Annotated in this window: 22 protein-coding genes; 15 read left to right on the forward strand and 7 right to left on the reverse strand. The window is 52.7% G+C overall.

Translation table 11 applies throughout. The annotated features are described in order from the left end of the window. Window positions 1–123 precede the first annotated feature (123 nt). Entirely contained in the window at window positions 124–1392 is a 1269-nt protein-coding gene (gene glcF / locus CODIS_RS00750; RefSeq protein WP_069120439.1) for a glycolate oxidase subunit GlcF, read from the reverse strand. Window positions 1393–1535: 143 nt separating this feature from the next. On the opposite strand from glcF, the gene CODIS_RS00755 reads away from it, so the two are divergent. Together CODIS_RS00755 and CODIS_RS00760 are read left to right on the forward strand one after the other, a co-directional pair. Further along, window positions 1536–1982 carry a PaaI family thioesterase gene (locus CODIS_RS00755; RefSeq protein ID WP_069120443.1) on the forward strand — a complete coding sequence of 149 codons (447 nt, stop codon included), beginning with the start codon at window positions 1536–1538 and terminating at the stop codon, window positions 1980–1982. 101 nt (window positions 1983–2083) lie between these two features. Continuing rightward, on the forward strand, window positions 2084–2518 hold the full coding sequence (locus CODIS_RS00760) for a tetratricopeptide repeat protein (protein WP_069120448.1): 435 nt from the start codon (window positions 2084–2086) through the stop codon (window positions 2516–2518). A 48-nt stretch (window positions 2519–2566) separates the two neighbouring features. Here CODIS_RS00760 and CODIS_RS00765 read toward each other — a convergent pair whose 3' ends face one another. Next, window positions 2567–4399 carry a hypothetical protein gene (locus CODIS_RS00765; RefSeq protein WP_069120468.1) on the reverse strand — a complete coding sequence of 611 codons (1833 nt, stop codon included), beginning with the start codon at window positions 4397–4399 and terminating at the stop codon, window positions 2567–2569. A 532-nt stretch (window positions 4400–4931) separates the two neighbouring features. Between CODIS_RS00765 and CODIS_RS00770 the strand changes: the two genes are divergently transcribed. Beyond that, window positions 4932–5591, forward strand: a complete 660-nt coding sequence (locus CODIS_RS00770; RefSeq protein ID WP_069120913.1) for a glutathione S-transferase family protein — start codon at window positions 4932–4934, stop codon at window positions 5589–5591. Here CODIS_RS00770 and CODIS_RS00775 read toward each other — a convergent pair. Continuing rightward, window positions 5588–6211: a thiol:disulfide interchange protein DsbA/DsbL gene (locus CODIS_RS00775; protein ID WP_069120481.1), complete on the reverse strand. Its 624-nt coding sequence runs from the start codon at window positions 6209–6211 to the stop codon at window positions 5588–5590. The genes CODIS_RS00770 and CODIS_RS00775 overlap by 4 nt on opposite strands. Before the next feature lie 289 nt (window positions 6212–6500). On the opposite strand from CODIS_RS00775, the gene CODIS_RS20320 reads away from it, so the two are divergent. Together CODIS_RS20320 and CODIS_RS00780 are read left to right on the forward strand one after the other, a co-directional pair. Continuing rightward, window positions 6501–6767, forward strand: coding sequence for a hypothetical protein (locus tag CODIS_RS20320; protein ID WP_201258994.1), 267 nt, complete (start codon window positions 6501–6503; stop codon window positions 6765–6767). Then, complete coding sequence (locus tag CODIS_RS00780; RefSeq protein WP_069120914.1) at window positions 6736–7071, forward strand: SET domain-containing protein; 336 nt, start codon at window positions 6736–6738, stop codon at window positions 7069–7071. The genes CODIS_RS20320 and CODIS_RS00780 overlap by 32 nt, the downstream gene beginning before the upstream one ends. A 67-nt stretch (window positions 7072–7138) precedes the next feature. Here the strand turns inward: CODIS_RS00780 and CODIS_RS00785 are convergent, their stop codons facing one another. Beyond that, window positions 7139–8926, reverse strand: a complete 1788-nt coding sequence (locus CODIS_RS00785; protein WP_162420066.1) for a BatD family protein — start codon at window positions 8924–8926, stop codon at window positions 7139–7141. Between the two features lie 85 nt (window positions 8927–9011). Here CODIS_RS00785 and recJ point away from each other — a divergent pair, with 85 nt between their 5' ends. Both recJ and yjgA read left to right on the forward strand, forming a co-directional pair. Then, entirely contained in the window at window positions 9012–10733 is a 1722-nt protein-coding gene (gene recJ, locus CODIS_RS00790; RefSeq protein ID WP_235615092.1) for a single-stranded-DNA-specific exonuclease RecJ, read from the forward strand. 53 nt (window positions 10734–10786) lie between these two features. Beyond that, window positions 10787–11230: a ribosome biogenesis factor YjgA gene (yjgA, locus tag CODIS_RS00795; protein ID WP_083220463.1), complete on the forward strand. Its 444-nt coding sequence runs from the start codon at window positions 10787–10789 to the stop codon at window positions 11228–11230. Here the strand turns inward: yjgA and gluQRS are convergent. Both gluQRS and dksA read right to left on the reverse strand, forming a co-directional pair. Then, the gene (gluQRS, locus tag CODIS_RS00800) at window positions 11185–12120 is read right to left on the reverse strand and encodes a tRNA glutamyl-Q(34) synthetase GluQRS (RefSeq protein ID WP_069120503.1); all 936 of its coding nucleotides are present in this window, start codon (window positions 12118–12120) and stop codon (window positions 11185–11187) included. The genes yjgA and gluQRS overlap by 46 nt on opposite strands. A 101-nt stretch (window positions 12121–12221) precedes the next feature. After that, window positions 12222–12662 carry an RNA polymerase-binding protein DksA gene (gene dksA, locus CODIS_RS00805; RefSeq protein WP_069120508.1) on the reverse strand — a complete coding sequence of 147 codons (441 nt, stop codon included), beginning with the start codon at window positions 12660–12662 and terminating at the stop codon, window positions 12222–12224. Between the two features lie 283 nt (window positions 12663–12945). Here dksA and CODIS_RS00810 point away from each other — a divergent pair, with 283 nt between their 5' ends. Then, window positions 12946–13719: an HAD family hydrolase gene (locus CODIS_RS00810; RefSeq protein ID WP_069120513.1), complete on the forward strand. Its 774-nt coding sequence runs from the start codon at window positions 12946–12948 to the stop codon at window positions 13717–13719. Then, complete coding sequence (locus tag CODIS_RS00815; RefSeq protein ID WP_069120518.1) at window positions 13716–14876, forward strand: pyridoxal phosphate-dependent aminotransferase; 1161 nt, start codon at window positions 13716–13718, stop codon at window positions 14874–14876. Before CODIS_RS00810 ends, CODIS_RS00815 begins: the two co-directional genes overlap by 4 nt. 233 nt (window positions 14877–15109) lie before the next feature. On the opposite strand, the gene cysZ is transcribed toward CODIS_RS00815, so the two are convergent. Next, the gene (gene cysZ, locus CODIS_RS00820) at window positions 15110–15850 is read right to left on the reverse strand and encodes a sulfate transporter CysZ (protein WP_069120522.1); all 741 of its coding nucleotides are present in this window, start codon (window positions 15848–15850) and stop codon (window positions 15110–15112) included. 113 nt (window positions 15851–15963) lie between these two features. On the opposite strand from cysZ, the gene CODIS_RS00825 reads away from it, so the two are divergent. The 6 genes from CODIS_RS00825 to soxB all read left to right on the forward strand — a co-directional run bounded on the left by CODIS_RS00825 (window position 15964) and on the right by soxB (window position 23778). After that, the gene (locus CODIS_RS00825; RefSeq protein WP_083220464.1) at window positions 15964–17202 is read left to right on the forward strand and encodes a glycerophosphodiester phosphodiesterase family protein; all 1239 of its coding nucleotides are present in this window, start codon (window positions 15964–15966) and stop codon (window positions 17200–17202) included. Window positions 17203–17290: 88 nt separating this feature from the next. Then, on the forward strand, window positions 17291–17914 hold the full coding sequence (locus tag CODIS_RS00830; protein WP_154722955.1) for a LysE family translocator: 624 nt from the start codon (window positions 17291–17293) through the stop codon (window positions 17912–17914). A gap of 100 nt (window positions 17915–18014) precedes the next feature. Then, window positions 18015–18851 (forward strand): deoxyribonuclease IV, encoded by an 837-nt coding sequence (gene nfo, locus CODIS_RS00835; RefSeq protein ID WP_069120530.1) that lies wholly within the window; start codon window positions 18015–18017, stop codon window positions 18849–18851. A 55-nt stretch (window positions 18852–18906) separates the two neighbouring features. After that, window positions 18907–21069 (forward strand): PhnD/SsuA/transferrin family substrate-binding protein, encoded by a 2163-nt coding sequence (locus tag CODIS_RS00840; protein ID WP_235615093.1) that lies wholly within the window; start codon window positions 18907–18909, stop codon window positions 21067–21069. Then, entirely contained in the window at window positions 21069–21683 is a 615-nt protein-coding gene (locus CODIS_RS00845; RefSeq protein WP_069120534.1) for a response regulator transcription factor, read from the forward strand. The genes CODIS_RS00840 and CODIS_RS00845 overlap by 1 nt, the downstream gene beginning before the upstream one ends. Before the next feature lie 319 nt (window positions 21684–22002). Further along, entirely contained in the window at window positions 22003–23778 is a 1776-nt protein-coding gene (gene soxB / locus CODIS_RS00850) for a thiosulfohydrolase SoxB (RefSeq protein ID WP_069120539.1), read from the forward strand. The last annotated feature ends 241 nt before the right edge of the window (window positions 23779–24019 follow it).

Genomic DNA, 24019 nt, shown 5'->3' on the forward strand with positions numbered 1-24019 from the left:
ACGTCGTTTGTCGTTTCGCTGGGTTACCCAAACCACACTCTCCTCATGTCTTGATTGATGATTGTTCTGGCGCAACAGTACCGGTTGGATAAGTGTCAATAAGTCCTAGCAAAATAGTAGCAGCTACTCGACTTTTATGGGACGGTTTTCGATATTATCGGAATGTGTCAATTTGCCACTGTTTAAAAGCTCAATCCAATGGACAACGGGTTGAGCGGAGTGTTTTTGTAGATGGGTTAGGCATCCGATGTTGGCGGTGGCAATGATATCAGGCTTGCCGGCATGCAGTGATTGGCTCTTTCGCCGGCCCAACTCATCAGCCAGTCCGGGTTGTAACAGCGAGTAGGTGCCCGCTGAGCCACAGCATAGATGGGGATCCTGCACCACAGTCAGACGGTAACCAAGACGGCCCAGGATACCCTCGACACAGCCTGCCAGACCCTGACCATGCTGCAGGGTACATGAAGAATGGAAGGCGATTCGGGTTTGATTGTCGATCCCTTCCTTCAGTGGCTCAAGCTCCTCGCTATCGATGATTTCAGCAATATCCCGGGTGCGATTCGCCAGTTGCTTGGCCGCTTCGGCATACTCGGGGTCATTTGCCAGTAAATAGCCATAATCCTTAATCATTTGAGCACACCCGCTGGCAGTAACGATAAGGGCTTCAGCACCCGCCTGCAAATGCGGCCACCAACAATCGATATTGTGTCTGGCCGCCTGTTTTGCGGCATCCTCATCATCCAGGTGATGCTCGACAGCACCACAACAGCCCGCAGATGGCGTGCGAATGAGACTGATGCCCAAACGGTCAAGTACCTGGGCTGTGGCAAGATTGATCGATGGTGCCAGTGACGTCTGTACGCAACCGTCGAGGATCAACATTTTTCGCGCATGATCCCGTGTCGGCCAGGTCGTGGGGGATATGCTGTTTCTGTCCGGAATGGTGCTGCCAACGCTTACTGGAAGCAGGGGTTTCAATGTTTGACCAAGCCGCAAAAGGGTTGAGAAATAACTTTTGTTCGGTATCACTTTGCGTAACAGCCAACGCAGTAATCTCTCCCTCAACGGTCTCTGGTAGTTTTGCGCCATGTGGCGACGGCCTATCTCTATAAGCCGCCCATATTCAACACCTGAAGGACAGGTTGTCTCACAACTTCGGCACAGCAGACAACGGTCAAGATGTTGCTGTACACTGGCGGAGGGTTGTGCGCCCTCAAGAAGCAGCTTTATCTGGTAGATTCGCCCACGTGGACTGTCCAACTCGTCACTTAAAAGCTGATAGGTCGGGCAGGTGGCCGTACAGAAGCCGCAATGGACGCAGTTTCGCAGAATTGATTCCGCTTTACGTCCTGTTTCTGTTGTGAGTATCCGATTGCTTATACGGGTCTGCATGGCACCACACTGTTTCAGGCATTTTGTGTATTGTGATGAGGTTCAGCAGGAAAACCAACATATTCCATGAGATCCTCAAGGGAGTTAATTGTTCTGTGAATGATATAAAATTTCAATTTGATCGGGGTTAACAGGCTAAGGACATGTTCGATTATATGGACGATGCCAGCGCTGCAAAGGCTCTTGAACAATTTCCTCCATTCCGTTTTCTTGGTGTGAAGGTATTGCAACTGAGTGAAGATTGGGGCCGGGTAAGGCTATTGTTGCCATTGAGCAGATCCAGTATGAATCCTGGCGGCAGCATGTTTGGGGGCAGTATATCAGCCTTGGCCGATCCTATCCCGGCGTTGGCTGCAAATCGGAAATTTCCGGGCAATTCCGTCTGGACACGTGAAATGAGTGTGGATTTCCGCAAACCGGGCCGCAGCGACTTGGAACTCCGTTTTGATTTTCCCGATTCGACAATCGAGCAAATAGCCCTGGAACTAAGGGAAAAAGGACGCAGTACTCCACTTTTTAATTTCGGCCTGTACGATACCGATGATCGAGTGGTGGCCTGGGTCTGCAACCGTGTTGCTATCAGGCCTTGAGGCGAAGAGACTGAGCCAAGGTCGAGTCGACAGAAGGGTAAAAGGATAGGTGTACTCCATATTGCGATTCACATCGATAAATCTGAAGCGAGACAAACTGTATGAGTGATTCTATGAACGAGATGGAGTTTGAACTGAGTAGCGGTATCGCCGCATTTGAGGGAAAGAACTTCTCACGCGCGGCCACCCTGTTATCCCCATTGGCGGAGAATGGTGATACTGAGGCGCAATACCGGATGGCTATCATGGCTCAGGGCGGACTTGGCATGGTTGTCAATGAACTGATGGCATATAAATTCATGAAAGCGGCCGCTGAAGCGGGTCATCCGATGGCTCAACACGGCCTCGGATTCATGTACCTTGAAGGGGAGTGCATCGAGCAAAATCTGACCAGAGCGGTCGATTGGTTCAAGAAAGCGGCAGAGCAGGGATTAGCGGGTTCACAAACGACACTCGCCATGATGTACGAAGAGGGCCGTGGGGTGGAGAAGGATCTGGATGAGGCCAAACGCTGGTATGAGAAAGCCGGATTTTAAATCCTCTATGACCACAGGTTAGTTAGTAAATGACGTATCGACGTCTGCTTATGTCAATGTCGACCATAAACCATCGAAATCCGAATCGCTATCGTCGTCATTTTCGCTCTCGGCTGCAGTCGAAGTGCTGTCCAGGTAGATAAATTGGTACTGGGATATGGAACCGCTCGACTCCAGCAGCCTGGTCAGTTTTATCTGCTTGTTATTTTCACCATCGTTCACCGATAGCACATTACCTAACTCGAAGGTGTATGAGGAGCAGATAAAGCTGGTGGGCTGACCCGACGTGCCTACCTCAGGCAACAGCAGGCACTCTTCCTGCTTCCGTTTTCCTTTTTCACTGTCCGTAGCTGTAATTGCCAGCGCATTGGGGGCAATCATCTGGATGCCCACTTTCATAGAATCATTGTCGGTACTGCGCATCCATCGCACAACGCCTACGCCGAATTGGGAGGCGGACATAGCGGACTGTACACCTATCAATTCACCGACCTGTATCTTAGGAATCCTTTTGCCTCGCCAATCCAAACAGTAGCCCCCCGCACTTTCATTAATGGTATGAAGCAGGCTTGTAGCGCTGTCTAACTGGCTCTTGTCGTCATCTTCCCAGATTTTCACCTCGCTTTCCAAGGGTGTTTCAAAACTGCTGATATCTGTTGAATTAGGGCCGAACTCCTCGAAATCCCCACGGCGAGGATTGTAGGCTGCCACATCCATCGGCATCAGCGAGAAATGCTCTGAAACCTTGAGTTCGTTGCCATGGGCGAACTGGGTTTCGATCCAGGTGCCGTCATCGGCCGATGTATCATCTGGCGATGAGGGTTCATCCCCTAGCATGATCAGTTTGTATACAGAGCGCAGGCCGACTGCGATTCTTAGCTCAAAATTGAGTTTTGTTCTGACAAATGCCCGTTTCTGAGCCTTGGACCAGAGCATGATCAACTGGCGTATCAAACTTTTATCCAACTCGTCCGCGCCAGACAGAGTGAGAGAGCTGTCCGGTGTGTCGACAAACAATTCCCGTAGGCCTGACAGCAGGGGTGATACGTCCATGATCAGCAAATATTTGCTGTCGGTCTGCTCTATTCTTGCCTCGTGACTGGGGGCCAAGTCGGTATTCTGGTGTATTGTGATGGTATTGTATTCGGGCGCTTCGTCATAGGGGTAGATCAGAGTATATCGACTCCATTCAAGTAGTGCGTCGAAAAGCTGAATATTATCCTTTTGCCTCATTTTATAGGGGGACGATAATGAAAACAGCAGACAACGGCGATACATTTCGTCAATGCTCGACCGCATCGTATCCTGTTCAAGATCATCCTCTACCGTATAAGCACCGAGGGCATAGCGGCTGGCCAGCCGATGGAGTATATGGAGTTCCTGCCAGGTTCGTTTCGGGTAGGCGTCATAGACCACAACAGAGAGCAGGACAACCCGAGACAGATAGCTGATGCAGCGGTGGATAGCCAAGGTTAGTTGGTCTTGAATAGGACTGCCATGGCTCTCCATCAACAGATCGATGATGGCCGCTTTATAGGCGGTCGCCATACCGCTGTGCAGTTCCCGGTTGAGATTGGCAATCTTATGTGCCTTGTCGCTCAAGGGAAAGCGTACGCCTAAATAGTGCTTGTTCAGGTTTGTGCTGACATAGCTCAAGGGTTCCCTAAGCCGTTCAGCGTTGCGTATTCGTTGTGAACTCTCCAGCTGGGTCCGGTTGAATGACCGTAATGTCTGAAATAGCTTGCGAGCCGTTTCACCGACATTCGCAACCGGCAGTTCCTTGGCCCAGGTTGCGAGCTTTTTGTCATCGAGATAAATCGGATTACCGGATGGGGCCTTCTGTTCGGGAACCCATAAACCTGTCGGATTGGTTTTTGCCATATTGATCGTACTGCCGGGCTTATCTGTTGCTAATAAGGGTAGAGAATAGTCACTTTTTTCATCCGTACTACCGATAGATCGAATTCTCCATCTGCAGACTGGTGTGATCGGCGCTGGAAGTCACAGCTCAATTGCCACGAATCGGATCAAGTTCAAGGTCGTTTAACCCTATCCTGTATCCGAGGATCTTAGTGAGAGCGTGTATCACATGGCGGTATATCACATCGTGTGATTGTATAAACATGAACATCCATTACTTAACGTATACTGCTGATTCGACAACAAAATACAGAATTCGTGTCAAATTGTAAAATACCTTAAGTAGTTTAGGTTATTATTTTTTTTGTAATCCTGGATTGTTCTGGCTCGGATATTGTATCTTGTTGATAAATAGTAATTAATTATATAAATTGATAAAGAAAAAAAACGCATCTGTTTGGGTCGCTGGGATTGGGTGTTTTCACCCAGGGTCCACCCTCTTGTGCCAGAATAATCAGCCCGTTCCTACCAACATCTCCAGGTGAACAACCAAGTGAACATAAAACTGGTCAGCTTCCTTTTATGCCCATTTGTACAACGATCCGTTATTCTGCTCGAGAAAAAGCAGATTCAGTATCAGCTGGAGTATATCGATCTTGAGCAGCCGCCGGCATGGTTTCGCCGGCTTTCACCAATGGGGAAGGTGCCGCTGATGATGATCAACGGTGCAGTGCTGTTTGAATCGGCAGTCATTCTCGATTTCCTCGACGAGAGCTTTTCACCGAGGTTCCACCCGAGCGATAATCTGAAAAGGGCACAGCACAAGGCCTGGATAGAGTTCGGTTCCAGCTTGCTGGTGGCACAGCATGGTATGGCATTGGCTCAGGATAAGGAGGCAATGTTGGAGAAAAAGGATCGTCTGGAAGATGAGCTGCGGCACTTGCTGCCACCCCTGGAACAGGGACTGTTTGGCGATGCAGTCCGTTTTTCCCTGGTTGACGCGGCCTATGCACCACTCTTCATGCGGCTCGATCTGCTAGCACGAATCAATCCATCGCTGAACATTCAATATCCAGGGCCTGTGGCCGAATGGGCAGAGAGGCTCTCCTCTCTGCCATGTGTCAAAGAGTCTGTAGTCGATGATTTTCCCCAACAGTATAGAGGCTACTTGGAGAAAAAGGGGGCCTGGTTGGTTATGGCAGACAGGCCCTAAGGTGTGGCTTTGGACTCTTCGGCAACCAATTGAGAGACGATCTCAAACATCTTGCTATAACTGCCAGCCAAACTTCCGCTGGTTTTGTATTTCCCATTGATGCCGATAGCCGGGACGCCGTCCAATTGATAGCGTTGTCCCAATTTTTTCGCATTTTGCACTTTCACATAGACGCCGAATGAGTTTAAGGCATCGATAAATTTCTGCTTATCCACACCCTGTTCGACGGCAAACCCGATGAGTGAATCTTTGTCGTAAAGTCTACGCTTTTTATCGTGAAGTGCCTCGAATAACGGTATGTGGAGCTTTTCCGTCAATCCCAGAATCTCGGCTGCGTAGAAAAATTGGGCATGAACTGTCCATTTATTGTTCAATGGTGCAGGTACACGAATAAATGATACATTTTCCGGTTTGCTCTCCAGCCATGCCTCGAGCTGAGGCTCCATCTGATAACAGTGGGGGCATCCGTACCAGAAAAACTCGATCACCTCTATCTTGCCGTCAGGAGCGGTTGTGGCGATGGGGGGATCTATAGGGTCGTAGCCCTCTCCCCAATCGGCATACGCTGTATGGAATATCAACAGGGGCAGAAGTATTAAGATTCGATAGTTCCAGGGCATGTTATGTCCTTCAGTCAATAAAGAAAAAGTTCAGGATTGAATCCTATTGGAACCTATTAGAAATTTGAATAGCAGTATGGTTCCCGGTACGGTATAGCGGATTCAGATCTGGCCTGTGAAGGCATATACTAACTCAGATTTGTAACAAGTCTATGTGAGCTAGTGTACCTTGCCATAGGTTCTTCATCATTCAGTGAACCTGGAAGGAGTCAGCCGCAAGCATGCCTTGATCCGGTGCATTGGGGCGATTCTGAACAATACGGAACCTATGACGAGGTATATGTAGTCCATGCGAAGCAGATCGATAGAGCCGTACGTCGAAGCCATCTGCGAAAAAGGGTGCCAATCGGTGCGGGAGGATATGCGATTGCTGAGTCAAGGGATTGTTCTGCCTGAACTGAAGGATTTGGACGAGATGGCCCGAAAGATGGTGCTCAAGGAGTTGCGATCGATTATGGCAGTTTATGGCGATGGATGCCCGGTCGTACATCCTGCAACCAGTGAGAAAGACGAAGAAATACAACATGAGTACAGAAAGAAAAATACGTCTCGGTAATATTGTCTATCGGGCGCCTTCCAGGATCCACGGGAATGGCCTGTTTGCCAAAGTCGCCATCAATAAAGGGGAGTATATAGGTACCTATGAGGGCCCAACCGCTAGACGGGATGGTACCTATGTTCTCTGGGTGTTCGAGGATGGTAAGGAACCGGAAGGTCGCAGCGGCCGGAATCTGCTACGTTATCTCAATCATCAGGATGAAGGTAATGCGGAGTTTGACGGTTTCGATCTCTTCGCTTTGCAGGATATTGAACCCCATGAAGAGATTACCTTCGACTATGGTGGTTGGGACGAGGTTTAACGATCAGGCCTTACCCGACTCCCGCAAAATCAAGACCTGTCAACAGGGCCCGGTGTAGGACGCTACATTAGGGATTCAATGGTACCAGTCTTTCGGAACGCTTGTCAGATCGCTTCTGCTGTTGCGTCTGTTGGATCAGCTGTCGTATCTCGTAACCCGTCCATTCAGTCTCATCCGTTGGACTGTAGAGGGTACGCTCCAGACTGTATACCGCCTCAGATAACGCTTGATCGCAGCGTGCGGCCAGTCTGGTTAGATTATGCGGGGGATTATCCGGCCAATGCAGCTTTGCCCACTGTAACCAGGCGGACCTTGCAGCTGGGGCGTCTTTATCGGCATAGGCCTGTTCCAGCCGCTGCAATGCCTCGCCGATTGCCTGCTTGTCTGGTGCTTCCATTTCATCTTCTGCAACGGGGATGGGTTGCCGGGACTGATCAGGATCACCGCGTCGCGAGTACCACCAGGCAAACAGGGTCAAAACCCAGGCAGTACCGAACAGCCAAACCAGCCAATGGACCTTGTGGGTGGTGGCAGCGGGTTGATTAACGCTAGTGATCGTCCCGCCGGCATCGCTCTGGATTGCCTGTTCCCGGGTAGATGGTGGATTTAGTGTTTGTTGCACACCCTGTGTGGCGCCAGGGTTTGGCATGATGTCTATCGAAATCGCGGCCAGACGGGCAGTCTCCTGGCGGTCGGTTTCGATATTCCACCAGGGGATTTCAATTGCCGGGAGATCGTATTCGCCTGATTCGGTTGCGATGAGTGTCATACTGTTTTGGCGGCTGCTGCTGATCCCTGTTCTGGTCGGTGTCTCTTGCAGCTGCGGCCTCTCCTCATAGAGTTTGATGCCGCTCGGCAGTGTCTGCTCAATGCTCGGCAGCTGAGCTGATGTCAGGCCGTCTGCCAGGACCATGATACGCCTGACGAGAGGCTTGCCGGCCAGTATCGGTGTCTGTTGATCGAGACCATTCTCGACGATCTGAAGGTTTTTCGCAGGCAGCCAGCGATCGCCGGTAAAATTGTCGGGAATCGGCATGATTTCAAGATCAACCTGGTTCGACTCACTTCTGAAGATGCGCGTTGCTTGCTGTGGTGCCCTGAACGGATCGTTAAAGAACGAAAAAAGCCTGTCGCTACCCGTGCGACCGCGATATTTGACGCCACCGATCTCAAGGTTGCCGCTTTGATAGGCGAAAACCGCATATTTGCGTTCTATTACATTGAACTGTATACCGTCGCGTTCGCTGGAATAACGCTCCTCATGCAGTAACTTCATCTGTGTGTCCGGCATTGAAGGCTGGGGTGTGTCCAGGGATTCGGCACGGATACCGGGCGCCTGAAAGAGTTTGAGTGTGAGGATGACCTCCTCTTCGATATAGGCCCGGGATTTGTTCAGACTCAGTTCCACAAAAACCTGCTCTCTGTTGGCATCAATATCGCCTTGGGGCTGCTCAGTAACCTCCAGCACAAGCGCTTCTGTCGACTCGTTACCGATTCTGATGGGTGGGATTTCGAGCCTGCCGGCCTGTCTGGGCAACAGGGTCAGGGTAAGAGAGCGTTTAGCCGACATCTTGCCGTTGATGATTGAAATACTCTGTTGTGTTGAGCGCCCGACAATCTCGAACAGCCGCTCCAATTCGCTTAGGTCGGGTGTCATCTCTTGCTCACCCTCCATCTGCAGAATAAGGCGAACCGGTTGATCCAGTCCGGTGGCGTTGCTCGAGAGGCTGGCGCCCACCTTTGCATCGACAGGGGATGAGAGCAGTAAAAGGAGAATGACCAAAAGACCATTCAACGGCGATGTAGGTGATGGTTTTGTCGGCAGCATTGCATTCAACAGTATATGACTATGCATCGTTTTTTTGACTACTTGGACTGTATAATGAGCCATCCCATTAGATGGGGGCAACAAGCATAAGTTTCCAGGGGTAATTGGTATTGTGAAGATTCTGCAACGTCCGCTTCCGGCCGAAGCCAGTTTGTTGTCGGCCTCAATCCATCCGGTCATGCAGCGAATATACAGTGCCAGGGGGTTGACCAGGGATAGCGAACTCGAGCTCGAGCTGGCCCACATGGTGCCGGTAGGCCAGATGAAAGGGGTCACCGATGCGGCCGATCTGCTGTTTGAGGCGCTTCATCTCGATAAATCGATTCTGATCGTCGGAGATTACGATGCGGATGGGGCTGCCAGTACCGCATTGGCGATGTTGGCCCTGGGTGCCTATGGTGCGACACGGGTCTCTTATCTGGTGCCTAACCGTTTCGATTACGGGTACGGATTGACTCCGGAACTGGTAGATCTGGCAGCTGGCAAGGAGGCTGGGCTGATCATTACCGTCGACAACGGCATTTCCAGCCTGTCTGGAGTGGAAAGAGCGAATGATTTGGGAATTCCTGTGCTTATCACAGACCACCATCTGCCGCCTGACCGCTTGCCCAGTGCGGCCGCCATCGTCAATCCAAATCAGCCGGGTGACAGTTTTCCCAGCAAACATCTAGCCGGGGTCGGTGTGATCTTCTACGTTATGGCGGCTCTTTTCAGAAAACTGAGGAGTATCGGGTGGTTTACACAGCAGGGATTGAGTGAGCCCAATCCCGCCCAATGGCTCGATCTGGTCGCACTCGGCACTATCTGTGACCTCGTACCTCTTGATCACAACAATCGGGTGTTGGTGGCCCAGGGTTTGAAGCGGATTCGCGCCGGAAATTGTCGACCCGGCATACGTGCGCTGGCGGAGGTCGCCAAACGCTCCCTGCCCAATATCATCGCCTCGGATATCGGATTTGCTGTCGGCCCGCGTCTCAACGCCGCAGGCCGTCTCGATGATATAGGGCTTGGTATCGAGTGCCTGCTCACCGACTCGTTCAGTGAGGCCCGGCAAATGGCCCAGGAGCTTGATCGGCTCAATCAGGAACGCCGCGCAATTGAGCAAGCAATGAAAATCCAGGCTGATTCGTTGCTTGACCGATTGCATCTCAATGCCGATGGCGGGTTGCCGGCAGGACTTTGTCTCTATGATGAGGCGTGGCACCAGGGGGTAGTGGGTATCCTGGCGTCCCGTATCAAGGCGCAGTATCACCGTCCTGTGATCGCTTTTGCCAGCGGGGGTGCAGGTACGCTGAAAGGTTCCGCGCGCTCTATCGCCGGATTACACATGCGGGACCTGTTGGCAGGCATCGCCAGTCGTAACCCCGGTTTGATTACCCGCTTTGGGGGACACGCGATGGCTGCCGGACTGACCCTCTCTGAGGCGGATTATCCCCGCTTCAAAAAGGCTTTCGAGCAAGCGGCAGACGATCAACTGAGCCCGGAAATGCTGCAAGGTGTGGTGCTCACAGACGGGGAGTTGCTACCGGACGAGATGAGCCTGGAGATGGCGGAAATCCTGCGCAACGGAGGCCCCTGGGGGCAGGGATTCCCAGAGCCGCTGTTTGAGGGCAGCTTCGATCTCCAGCAGCAACGTGTGGTGGGTGAACATCATCTCAAATTGGAGTTGTCATCTTCAAGCAGCGCCTGGACAATCGATGCAATCGCTTTCAACCAGCCGCTGCTATCCGATCCTGATCGACCGATACGATTGACCTATCGGCTGGATGTGAATGAGTTTCGCGGCAAACGATCACCGCAACTGATCGTGGAGACAATCCAATCGACAACCTAGATGAACAAGAACAGGGATTCGAAGAGCCCAGCAAGAGCGAGATCAAACGTGAAATGCTGGCTCTGCAGCAGCTTGGTGAACGTCTCACCACACTGCCGCCGACAGTGTTGGCGCGCATGCCGTTGAGTGCTGCCTTGCAAGATGCGCTGGAAGAGAGTAGGCGGATCAAATCACTGAACGCCCTGCGTCGGCACTACCGACGCCTGGGTAAGTTGCTGCGCACAGAGGATCTTGACACGATCAGGCGGGTGATAGGTGAAATCGATGACAGACGCCAGGCTGATGTCAACCTGTTCCATACCCTGGAACGCTGGCGGGAGAGGCTGTTGGACGAGGAGAGCGAGGCGTTTGGTGAATTCATGCAGGCCTACCCGGAGGCGGATCGTCAAAGATTGCGACAGTTGATCCAGGCTGCCCGCAGAGAACGCGAGCAGGCGCGTCCACCCGCATCTTACCGTAAATTATTCAAATTCTTACGAGATGTGGCGGGGATTTGAAGTTGTGCCGGAATCGGCTTCAGTGACCAGCGCGACACAGCCCATTGCCAGAATGCCTCGATCGTCTCGGGACGCTGAGGGGGCAGTGGCTGGTTGAGAAAATCGAGGGCACGCAAGAGGATATCCATCGGCTGATTGGGATCCACCGGGGCATCCTTGAATTGCTTGCTCAGCTTTCGGCCTTGATCGTCAACGGCCAACGGGAGGTGAGCGTAAGTGGGGTGGGGTATCCGCAGCAGCCGTTGCAGATAGTGCTGTCTGGGGGTGGAGCTGAGTAGATCCGCGCCCCGAACAATGTCTGTTATCCCCTGCCAGGCATCGTCGATAACCACTGCCAGCTGATAGGCATGAAAGCCATCCGCCCGCCGAATCACAAAATCCCCTATCTCTCTGTTGATCTGCTGGCCGATCCGGCCCTGTACGCTATCCGCGATCGTGATCATCTCATCGGTGGTAAGGATGCGAATGCTCCTCTCCGCTCTTCCTTGCGGGACACCATTGCGGCAGGTGCCCGGGTAGATCGTCCCCTCTGATCCATATTTTGCCTGTTCTTCGATCAACTTGCGGGAGCAGCCGCAGGGATAGGCGAGCCGTGCCTGGATGAGCCTGTCGACCGCTTCGGCATAGGCGGCTGTTCTTCGGCTCTGGTAGATGATCTCACCGTCCCAGCGAAAGCCGAGGTTTTCCAAGGTCTGCAGGATAGATTTGGCGGCGCCTTTTACCTCCCGTGTCCGATCCAGGTCCTCCATTCGAACAAACCACTCACCCTGATGGCTGCGGGCATCCAGATAGCTGCCCATTGCCGCCACCAGTGATCCGAAATGGAGTTCGCCGCTGGGAGAGGGGGCAAATCGACCCCGATAACCTCTATTTTTGTCCGTATCTGGCATCTATGCCTCTGTTTTCCGATGGCTTGTGGAATAAGCGGCAGCCGTCATAAACAGAAAAACCGGCTATTGCCGGTTTTTCGTGAGGCAAATTGAAGATGGCTCTATCCCATCTGTTTTTCGCGAATCTCATCGAGCGTTTTGCAGTCGATACACTGGGTGGCGGTCGGACGGGCCTCGAGCCGCCTGATCCCGATCTCCACACCGCAGGATTCACAGTAGCCATAGTCATGGTTATCGAGCTTCTCCAGGGCCTCATCGATTTTTTTGATCAGTTTACGCTCCCGGTCCCGGGTTCGCAGCTCAAGGCTGAACTCCGATTCCTGGGTCGCACGATCGTTGGGATCAGGGAAATTGGCCGCCTCATCCTGCATATGATGCACGGTACGATCAACCTCTTGCATCAGGTTGGATTTCCATGCATCCAGGATGGCGCGGAAATGAGCCTCCTGTCCCTCATTCATATACTCTTCGCCCTTGGCGGACTCATAGGGCTCTATACCAAAGGCTTTAGCCCCTTGGGTGTTGGCTTTCTTCTGGGCCATTCATGGTACCTCTTCAGTGAAGGCGCATATCTATACCAGAAAGGAAAGAACGAAACAACAAAACCGGGTCGGCTTTGTTAATCGCTTTCCCAATACATAAGATTGGTTCAATTCGACTGAAATTAAAGGTAGATATCTGAATAACAGTTGTCACAGCTCATTAATTGTGCGGTTTTTTCCCTTTCCAGCCGGCTTTGCACACTACCCTGCAATGGGTAAGCTAGTGCCCTGGTCGTGAAAAAACCATAGCTTGAGTGGGTTTATATAATACCAAGGTGCAGTAATGGCAGATCTAGAGGCATTGATATTCGATGTGGATGGTACTCTCGCGGATACCGAGCGAGATGGTCACCGGGTGGCTTTCAACAAGGCCTTTGAAGAGGCTGGGCTAGACTGGGAGTGGTCTGCGGCGCTGTATGGCAGGTTACTGGCAGTTACGGGAGGCAAGGAACGCATCCGTTACTATCTCGACCACTATAATCCCGATTTCCCCAGGCCCGCGGATCTGGACGGGTTCATCGCCGCGCTTCACGCTGGTAAGACCGATCACTATACCCGAATGTTGTCGCAAGGATTGATACCGATGCGCAACGGGGTAAAACGGCTGTTGCAGGAGGCCCGCCAGGCCGGACTACGTTTGGCGATTGCTACCACAACCACGCCGGCCAATGTTAGTGCACTGCTGCAACATAGTCTTGACTCCGATGCAGAGCGTTGGTTTGAGGTGATAGCGGCGGGGGATATCGTAGCGGAAAAAAAACCGGCGCCCGATATCTATCTCTGGGCACTTGATCAGATGGGCCTGCAAGGGGATGCCTGTATCGCTTTCGAGGATTCACACAATGGCGTACAGTCAGCCAGCCAAGCCTCGATCTCCTCGATTCTGGTTACCACCAATGGGTACACCGCCGAGGATGACTTTAACGGGGCTAGGCTCGTGGTCGATCAGTTTGGCGAGCCCGGGCAACCCTTTGAGGTGAAATTTGGCGAGACTGGGGGGCGCCATTTCGTCGATCTTGCCCTGCTTAGGGCACTGCATGGCAGAGCAGACCCATGAATCCCATCGCCCGGCGTATGCAGCGTATCGCTCCCTTCTACGTCATGGACCTACTGGCCCAGGCGCGCCGTATGGAGGCCGAGGGTCGATCGGTCATCCACATGGAGATAGGGGAGCCCGATTTCGATACACCGGCGCCAGTTGTTGCCGAGGGGCAGGCTGTTCTGGCATCGGGTGATATTCACTATACCCCCGCGAAGGGTCTGGCGGCATTGCGTCAGGCTATCGCCAACCACTATCGCGACCAATATACAACCGAGATCGATCCCGGGCGCGTGGTTGTTACACCCGGTTCTTCCGGTGCGCTGCAGCTGATCATGAGCGTATTGATCAATCCCGGAGAATCGGTACTGCTGGCAGATCCCGGCTATCCCTGCAACCGCCACTTTGTGGAGTTGGTCGATGGTCTACCCATAGCCGTGGCCGTGGGACCGGAGACCGGGTATCAATTGACGGCTCAGCTGGTGGAGGAGGCCTGGCGGGAAGATACCAAGGCCGTATTGGTAGCATCACCCTCCAATCCGACCGGCACCCTGATCCCCGATGAGGAGATGCGGATGCTGCACGCCACCGTGGAGCGGTTGGGCGGGGTTTTGATTGTCGATGAGATCTATCAAGGGTTGGTTTATGACGAAGCAGGCGGAACGGCGCTTCGGTTTGCTGATAATTTGTTTGTCATCAACAGTTTTTCAAAGTTTTTCGGTATGACCGGTTGGCGGTTGGGCTGGCTGGTTGCGCCAGAGCCCTTGATAGATCCCATCGACCGTTTGGCACAGAATATATTTCTTTCGGCGCCGACACTCTCTCAACACGCCGCTCTCGGTGCATTCACACCGGCAGTGATGGAGATTCTGGAACAACGCCGCCAGGCCTTCCGGCAGCGCCGCGACTTCCTGCTGCCTGCGTTGCGTGATTTGGGATTCTCCATACCGGTGACGCCGCGGGGGGCTTTCTATCTTTATGCGGGTTGTAGTGAATTGTGCGATGACAGCCGGGTCTTTGCCCAGAGGTTGTTACACGAGGCGGGTGTTGCGGTTACACCAGGACTCGACTTCGGCTTCAATCAACCGGAATCGCATCTGCGCTTCGCCTACACCACCGACCTGGAGCGTTTGCAGGAAGGCGTGGATAGAATCAGGGGCTTTCTGGCGGATTAAATGAATTTGAAGAAGCACAGTCCGCAAATGAACGCAAATATTCTCTAATCACATTTGTTTCCACGTAAGAACGTGGGAACAGAAAATGAAAGTAATTTTTATTTCGTGAGTAAGGTGCGGATTGTGGCACCCTGAAACCGTATTGATATTGTTTGTGTCAATGAATGAGTACTGGTACTGCAAGCCTCACCCTTGGCAGCATTTGCGTTTATTCGCAGACTTTTTTTAATCGATTAACCCTCGATATGACGCAGGCGTTCATGCCAGAACAGGGTGGCGCCGGCGACGGCCGTCGGCATGGCGATGAAGTTGAGGATGGGCACCATCATCATCAGGGTCAATCCGGCACCGAAGGTAAGGGATGAGTAGCGGGCCTGCTTGAGTCGCATGTGCTGCTGTTTAAAGGCTAAATTATGATTGGCCATCGGGTAGTCGCCATACTCCACGGCAAGGAACCAGGCGCTGAATGCCATCCATAGAAAGGGTGCGACGATATTCAGGCCAGGTATGAGGAATAGAATCAACAGAGGGATGGCGCGCAACAGGAAATAGAGCAGCTTGCGTAACTCCGAGACAATTGAAGGCACCACATCCTTGACGATCTGTTTTGCGCCGGTTGGTTGATTCGGGATCTTCCCCCCCAGGTGGAGTTCGACCTTTTCCGCCAGAAGCCCATTAAACGGAGCGGCGATCAGGTTGGCAATGACGGTGAAGGTATAGAAAATGATCAATAGCAGGGTGATGGCGAACAGCGGCCACAATATCCATCTAAGCCAGGCCAGCCAACTCTCGTCGCCGGGAAGAAAACGATCCATCAGTTGCTCGAACTGATCGACACCGAGCCAGATCAGTAAACTGAAAACGATAATATTGATAGTCAGCGGGATCAGTACAAAGGGTCTCAAACCGGGTTTGGTCAGCAGAGCGAGCCCTCTCAATAAGTAGCTTGCGCCTGCAAGCGGGTTTTTCACCATGATTGAAATCCTAAACCTCGCGATCCACAGATATAAACTCCGAAATATAACCTATTGTCATGAATGATGCGCACGGGTAGTGTGGGTTTAACCAAATTTAACCTGGTCAGCCCATGACGCTTTCAACACAGGATAGCGATACTCGCACAACGCGGCGGAACGTGAATACGGCGGCTGACGGCCCCCTGGTTATCGGTCACCGTGGTGCATGCGGATATCTTCCGGAACATACCCTGGCCTCCTATCGGTTGGCGATCGAAATGGGGGTCGATTTTATCGAGCCCGACCTGGTCCTGACGAGGGATCATCGACTCATCGCTCGACATGACAACGAATTGAGTCTTACCACGGATGTCGCGCAACATCCCGAATTTGCAGATCGCTACACCATCAAGCGGGTTGACGGGGTGCAAAGGGAGGGGTGGTTTTGTGAAGATTTCGAGCTCTCGGAAATCAAAACCCTGGGTATCCGTTGGAGTGACTCCGACAGCCGCGAATGGCGGGAGTTGAATGAAGCGGAGCTTGGCATACCCACCTTCGAGGAGGTGATTGCCCTGGTCAGGCAGGAGGAACTGCCGCATGGATTGAAGATCGGTATCTATCCGGAAACCAAATATCCAACCTACTACGCCTTTGAAGGTGGTTATCTGGATGGATCACCGATTCATCAATCGATTTCCCGTATTTTGATCGAGGTTTTGCAGCGAGAGGCGTTTACCGCCAAAGACCGGGTATTCATACAATCCTTTGAAATCGCCAATCTGATCGAGTTACATGACCGGATCATGCCATCGTATAATCTGGCACTGCCGTTGATTCAACTGTTCGGCGATATCAAAGGAGAATTGACACTTCCGGAGGGCGACTTTTCCAGACCCTATGATCTTGTCTACCATCACAATCGGGAGGACGACCTCGAGCGCTATTATGGCGATCTCACCTCGATAGCAGCGGTTGTATCCCAACTAAACTACCAACTCCTCACCTCCCCTGTTGCTATCGATTGGATGGCAAACCGCTATGCAAGTGGAATAGCTACATGGCTCGGGAGTCTTAAGCCGACTCTATCTATATACAACATCGATAGTGAAGGGAGTGATACAACCGGGTATATTGATTCGGTTGATGGAAGCGCGGTTCCAGCCTACATTGAACATGCTCTCAATAGAGGAATGCATGTGCATGTCTTTCCTTTGTGTGAGCACTCATCCACGCCACAAACAGGAGATGGCACATGGAGGGAGGGATTGAAATCAGAAGCAATCCATCTTTTCAACCAGGGTGTGGATGGCATATTTTTCAATCTGCCGGATATTGGTGTCGAGGCAAAGCGCCGGTTTCTTTTGCGTTAGGGTATGTCAACAGGTCTGGGTTCGCTCCAAATGCTCCGTGCCAAATGGATGTATCGTTGTTTTCAACCGATCCTGGATTATACATCCCATGCTAGAAAACCTGCTTGCACTGTTTGTCACGGCGGTGGTCCTGGCGCTGGTCCCGGGGCCAGACAATCTGTTTGTACTGACCCATTCGGCACTGCATGGCCGGATGACGGGGTGGTATGCAACCCTGGGTTTCTCCACCGGGCTGATCGTGCATACTGCAGCGGTATCCTTGGGGGTTGCCGCACTGTTTCAGACATCCGAAGTGGCATTCAACCTCCTCAAGCTGATTGGCGCCGCCTATCTGTTCTACTTGGCATGGCGTTTTATCCAGCGATCCAACAGCCGGCTGCCGCTGCAGGATCAACCTGTACTCACACCCTGGTTGATCTATCGCCGTGGGATCATCATGAATGTGACCAATCCCAAAGTCTCGCTTTTTTTTCTTGCGCTGCTGCCTCAGTTCATTCTGCCTGATGCCGGTCCGGTAGTGCTGCAGATGATCAGTTTTGGCATAGTATTCATTGTGGCCACACTCCTGGTTTTTGGTGCAATTGCCGAACTGGCGGGCGTGATCAGCCCCTGGCTCAAACAATCTGATTCGGCTCAACGGATTATGCATCGTATGGCTGCAGTGATCTTTTGTATTCTCGCCATGAAACTGTTGTTGGCGGAGCAGTTTTAAAAAAATCAAGCATGAGTCCACAGTTTCAGATCGATTTGTGGTCGCCGGCTGTTTGATGTAGAAGGTGCTGTCCGGTTTCATAGAATTAAGGTAGGTTCGTATGAAGTATGTTGGTGCCCATGTCAGTGCGTCGGGTGGGGTTGAGAATGCGCCATTGAACGCGCAGGAGATAGGTGCCAGGGCCTTTGCCCTGTTTACCAAGAACCAGCGCCAGTGGCGTGCCAAACCCTTGAGTGAAAAATCGATCCTGGCTTTCAGGGAGAATCTCGACGGTTCCGGTATCTCTCCCAGGCATGTACTGCCCCATGACAGCTATCTGATCAATCTGGGGCACCCCGAAACGGAGGGGCTGGAAAAATCGCGAGCGGCCTTTCTGGATGAGATGCAGCGTTGTGAGCAGCTTGGTCTGTCGTTGCTTAATTTTCATCCCGGCGCAACCCTGAGGAAGATCGGCGAGGAGGAGAGCCTGCAACGGGTTGCCGATTCGATCAACCTGGTGCTTGAGCAGACCCGCGGGGTGACTGCGGTGATAGAAAACACGGCAGGGCAGGGAAGTACCCTGGGATATCGCTTCGAACACCTGGCGGCGATCATCGATGCAATTAAAGACAAAAGCCGGGTTGGTGTCTGTCTCGATACCTGTCATACCTTTGTGGCTGGCTACGACCTTAGAACCGGAGAGGCCTGCGACAAGACTTTTGCCGAGTTCGATCAAGTTGTCGGTTTTCAATATCTACGTGGTATGCACCTCAACGACAGCAAGCCCGACTTGGGTGCCAGGGTCGATCGCCACCACAGTCTGGGACAGGGTAAGCTCGGTTGGGAGGTTTTCCGTTATATCATGCACGATGCGCGCTTTGACGACATACCGTTGGTATTGGAGACCATTGACGATACCCTTTGGAAAGAGGAGATTGCCGCCCTCTATGCGATTTGATTCTTCATTATATCTGTCCCTTGTCAGCGAAATGGAATTCACATACCCTCACTGAATGGCGATTCATCAGCATAACCACAAATTATGGCTGTTTATTCTCATTATTCTGTCACTCTGCGTCACACCGCTGAAGGCCGACTCCGAAGTGGTGCGCATTGGGGTGTTGAGTCACCGTGGCGATCAAGCCACCTTGAGAATGTGGGGACCTACCGCTGATTTTCTCTCCTATCACATTCCATCCTACGATTTCATCATCAAACCCCTGAAGTTCGATGAGGTCAATCCCGCCGTGGAGGGGGGGAATATCGATTTTGTCCTGGTCAATCCGGGTATCTATGTCAATCTCGAAGTCAAGTATCGCGTATCCCGCATCGCCACGCTTTATAACCGGCGCAACGATGTGCCCTACAAAATTTTCGGCGGAGTCATCTTCACCCGGCAGGACCATCCGGAGATCAATACCCTGAAAGACCTGCGTGGTTACACCATGATGGCGGTGGATGCCACCTCTTTGGGGGGCTTTCAGATGGCGATGCGAGAGATGGTCGAGAATGGAGTCGATCCCTATAGTGATTTGAAGGCATTGCGTTTTGGCGGTATTCACGACCGGGTGGTGATGGCGGTGCGCAATGGCGAAGTTGACATCGGCACCGTGCGTACCGATATATTGGAACGCATGGCCAGAGCAGGCACGATCAATCTGGATGACTTCCGTATTGTCAATCCACAAACTGTAAAAGAGTTTCCCTTTGCTTTGAGTACACGACTCTATCCTGAGTGGCCCTTCAGTAAAGTAGCGCATACTGCAGACAGCCTGGCACAGGACGTGGCGATTGCATTGATGAATATGCCCCATGACCATGCAGCGGCTTTGGCTGGTAACTATGCCGGATGGACCATCCCGCTGGACTACCAGCCGGTGCATGATCTGTTCATGACCCTCAAGTTGCCGCCCTACCAGAATCTGGGCAAGTTCACCTTATCAGATGCAATCAGTCGCTATTGGTACTGGTTTCTGGGCGGGTTGATGATGCTGCTGTTCATGGTCGTCATGACCCTCTGGGTGATGCGCCTGAATCAGGTGATCAAGAAGGCAAAGGACCGCCTGGAGATGCAGCACGAACTGATTCTCGATTCGGTGGCGGACGGTATTTACGGTGTCGACCTGCATGGCCGTTCCACCTTTTTCAATAGGGCGGCGGAGCGGATTACCGGTTGGAAGGCTGTCGATGTCATTGGGCGCAATCAGCATGAGATTCTCCATCATACCCATGCGGACGGATCACCCCATAAGGCGGAGGAGTGTCCGGTCTACCAAACCTTCCGTGAAAACCAGGCCCGCTATGTCTCCGACGATATTTTCTGGCGTAAAGACGGCAACAGTTTTCCGGTGGAGTACAGCAGCACGCCGATCTGGGATGACAGCGGCAAAACAGTGGGGAGCGTGGTGGTGTTTCGTGATACCACACGGCGTAAACGGGCAGAGGAGGAGGCGCGCCAGCATCAGATTGAGCTGGCCAGGGCGGGACGTCTCAGTACCCTGGGGGAGATGGCTTCGGGCATCGCCCATGAACTCAACCAGCCTCTGACAGCGATCTCGACTAACGCCCAGGCGAGTATTCGCATCCTCGAGTCCGATAGCTCGAATGTCGATGTCTGCGTCGACGTGATGGAGCGTATCGCCTCTCAGGCTGATCGTGCAGGTGAGATCATTCGTCAACTGCGACGACTTGTCCGCAAAGAGCCGTTGGAGCGCACCGAGGGTGATGTGAACGACCTGGTGAATGCGGTGGCGGTGTTGATCTGGCCCGATATCAGAAGGGAATCGGTTAGATTGGAACTCGATCTGGAAGAATCCCTGCCTTCGATTCCACTGCAACCGATACAGATTGAACAGGTGATCCTGAACCTGGCGCGTAATGCCATCGAATCCCTTTCGGAAAAACGAAGCGGTGAGCGTCAGCTCTATATCGGTACCCAGAACAAGGGTCATAAATCGATCGCAGTGATCGTTCGTGATAACGGACCCGGGGTGAATCCGGAGCTGGCTAATACCCTGTTCGACCCCTTCGTGACAGGAAAGCCGCAGGGGATGGGTTTAGGTCTTTCCATCAGCTACGGGATCATCGAGGCGCACGGTGGTAAACTCTCACTCAATCCGGCCTTCCAGGAGGGTGCCGAGTTTAACTTCTACCTGCCATTTGCGGAGGCGAGCTAATGGAGCAGTTAAAGCCGACAGTATTCGTCGTTGATGATGACGAGGAGGTGCGTGGCGCGCTGAAACTGCTGTTCGAATCGGTTGGCCTGCCTGTTGTCTGCTACCCTTCGGCGGGCGACTATCTTGAACAGTTCGATGAGTCTCTGCCGGGGTGTCTGGTTGTGGATATCCGCATGCCGGGTATGAGCGGACTCGATATGCAGGAGAAGCTTGCCGAGCGTCCCATCCATCCGCCGGTGATCATCATCACCGGGCATGGGGACGTGCCGATGGCGGTACGCGCGGTCCAGGCCGGTGCGGTGGACTTTATCGAGAAACCCTTCCGCGACCAGATTCTGCTCGACAGTGTACATCGCGCCATCGAGAAGGATGCGGAGCGGCGTGGTGAAGCCTCCCGTCTGTCGGAGATACGCGAACATCTGGATCAGCTCACACCACGGGAGAGAGAGGTCCTTGATCTGGTTATCGGCGGTATGCGTAACAAGAACATCTCCGAACAACTCGGTATCACCCTTTCCACCGTTGAGGCCCACCGTTCCAGGGTCATGGAGAAGATGCAGGCCGATTCGCTGTCCCATTTGATGCGTATGATGCTTACCCTTGAAAAGGATTAAGGAAAACCATAACCAACACTCGCGTATGTCGGGATTTTAATGCTCCCACAAAGAGTTACATAATAAAGTATCCCCATACCATGCCCGGAGCAGCTTAATGGGGATAGGCCAGCTGGATGGCTGGAAGGTTGATAAGAAACAGGCGCCTTCCGGTGATTCAGCTGGTATTTTTTACACCTTAGAAATTCTTGTTACCGGGGCCAAGCCAATACGGTAACCCACCGGTAAACGAACTTAATAAAAAATAGTCTGAGAACCCTACCGAGAGGTATCAGGCGGTTTGATATGATCCGGTATCCAATAACTGGAGGATGAGAGAATGAGTATTTCGAGACGCGAATTTCTTCGCCTGATGGGCCTGGCGGGTGCTGCCGGTATGATGCCTTCATCCGTCTTCGCAGCCAAAAAGCTGCCGGCCGATCTCTATGAGGTGCCGAAGTTCGGCAATCTGTCACTGCTGCATATCACAGATACCCATGCCCAGTTGAATCCGATCTACTTTCGCGAACCGAATGTCAACCTGGGAATCGGCTACGCCTTCAATAAGGCGCCCCATCTGGTGGGCAAGCGTCTCCTAGACCATTTTGGCGTCGCACCCGGCAGCATCGAGGCCCACGCCTTCAGCTATCTCGATTTCGATGCCGCAGCGGGTAAGTACGGCAAGGTTGGCGGATTTGCCCACCTCAAGACCCTGATACAGCGTATCCGTGACGACAGGGGTCCCGGCAACAGCCTGCTACTCGACGGGGGAGACACCTGGCAGGGTTCAGGTACCGCCTATTGGACCCGCGGCAAAGACATGGTAGGTGCCTGTAACCGGCTCGGTGTCGATGTCATGACCGGACATTGGGAGTTCACCTACCTCGACGAAGAGGTGATCTCCAACATCGCCGACTTCAAGGGTGATTTCGTGGCCCAGAATGTGATGGTCCGCGAAGAGGCGCTGTTCGACTATAAATTTTCCGACTTCGACGGCTTCAACGAAGATGAGGGCAACGCCTTCAAGCCCTACGTGATCAAACAGGTGGGCGGCGCCAGGGTGGCGGTGATCGGCCAGGCCTTCCCCTATACTCCCATCGCCAATCCGCAACGCTTCATCCCCGACTGGACATTCGGTATTCAGGACGAGCTGATGCAGGGCGTGGTGGATACGGTGCGCGAGAATGAGAAACCCGATGTGGTGGTGGTGATCTCCCACAATGGCATGGACGTGGATCTGAAGATGGCATCCCGGGTCTCCGGCATCGATGTCATCATGGGCGGCCATACCCATGACGGTATGCCGGCGCCAACCGTGGTGAAGAATCCCGGCGGCAAGACCCTGGTTACCAACGCCGGCTCCAACGGCAAGTTTCTCGGGGTCATGGATCTCGACGTCCAGGGCGGCAAGGTGCGGGATTTCCGTTATCGCCTGCTACCGATATTCTCCAATCTGCTGCCGGCGGATAAGGCGATGCAGGCCTACATCGATGAGGTGCGCGCACCCTACAAGGATAAGCTGGAGGAGCAGTTGGCGGTTACGGAAGAGACCCTCTATCGCCGCGGTAACTTCAACGGTACCTTCGATCAGGTTATCTGCGATGCCCTGACCACGGTCAATGATGCGCAGATTTCCCTTTCTCCTGGTTTCCGTTGGGGCACCACAGTACTCCCGGGTCAGAAAATTACCATGGACAACGTCATGGACCAGACCTGTATCACCTATCCTGAGACCTATCGCCGTGAAATGAAGGGCAGCGACATCAAGGCGATACTCGAGGATGTCAGTGACAACCTGTTCAACAAGGACCCCTACTATCAGCAGGGCGGAGACATGGTGCGGGTCGGTGGACTCGATTATGTTTGCGAACCCGGCGCCGGTTTCGGTAAGCGCATCTCAAACATGACACTAGATGATGGTACCAAGGTCGAGGCGGATAAGAACTACGTGGTATCTGGTTGGGCAACCGTTGGCTCCAAGGCTCCCGGCGAGCCCATCTGGGATACGGTAGCGAAATACCTGCGCGATCAGAAGACGGTCAAGCTCAAGAAAATCAATACACCGAAACTGGTAGGTGTGAAGGATAATCCCGGTCTCGCAGACTATCTTGGATAAAGAGTCCGTAAATGAGCGCAAATATTTATTCTATGCGTAGAGTGCGGCTTGCCGCACCAACAAACATGCATCAGCACGTGTGTATCTATTTGGATTGACGGTGCGGCAAGCCGCACCCTACATAACTGGTTAAAAGCGGAACCGGTCAAGTGGGTAATGCGTGTAAGGAGGTCGCGAATGGAGGCTAATCACTGCTAATAAACGCAAATTGATATATCGATTGTTTTGTTCTCCATAGAAA

It is taken from the genome of Candidatus Thiodiazotropha endolucinida (genome assembly GCF_001715975.1).
Taxonomy (GTDB): Bacteria; Pseudomonadota; Gammaproteobacteria; order Chromatiales; family Chromatiaceae; genus Thiodiazotropha; species Thiodiazotropha endolucinida.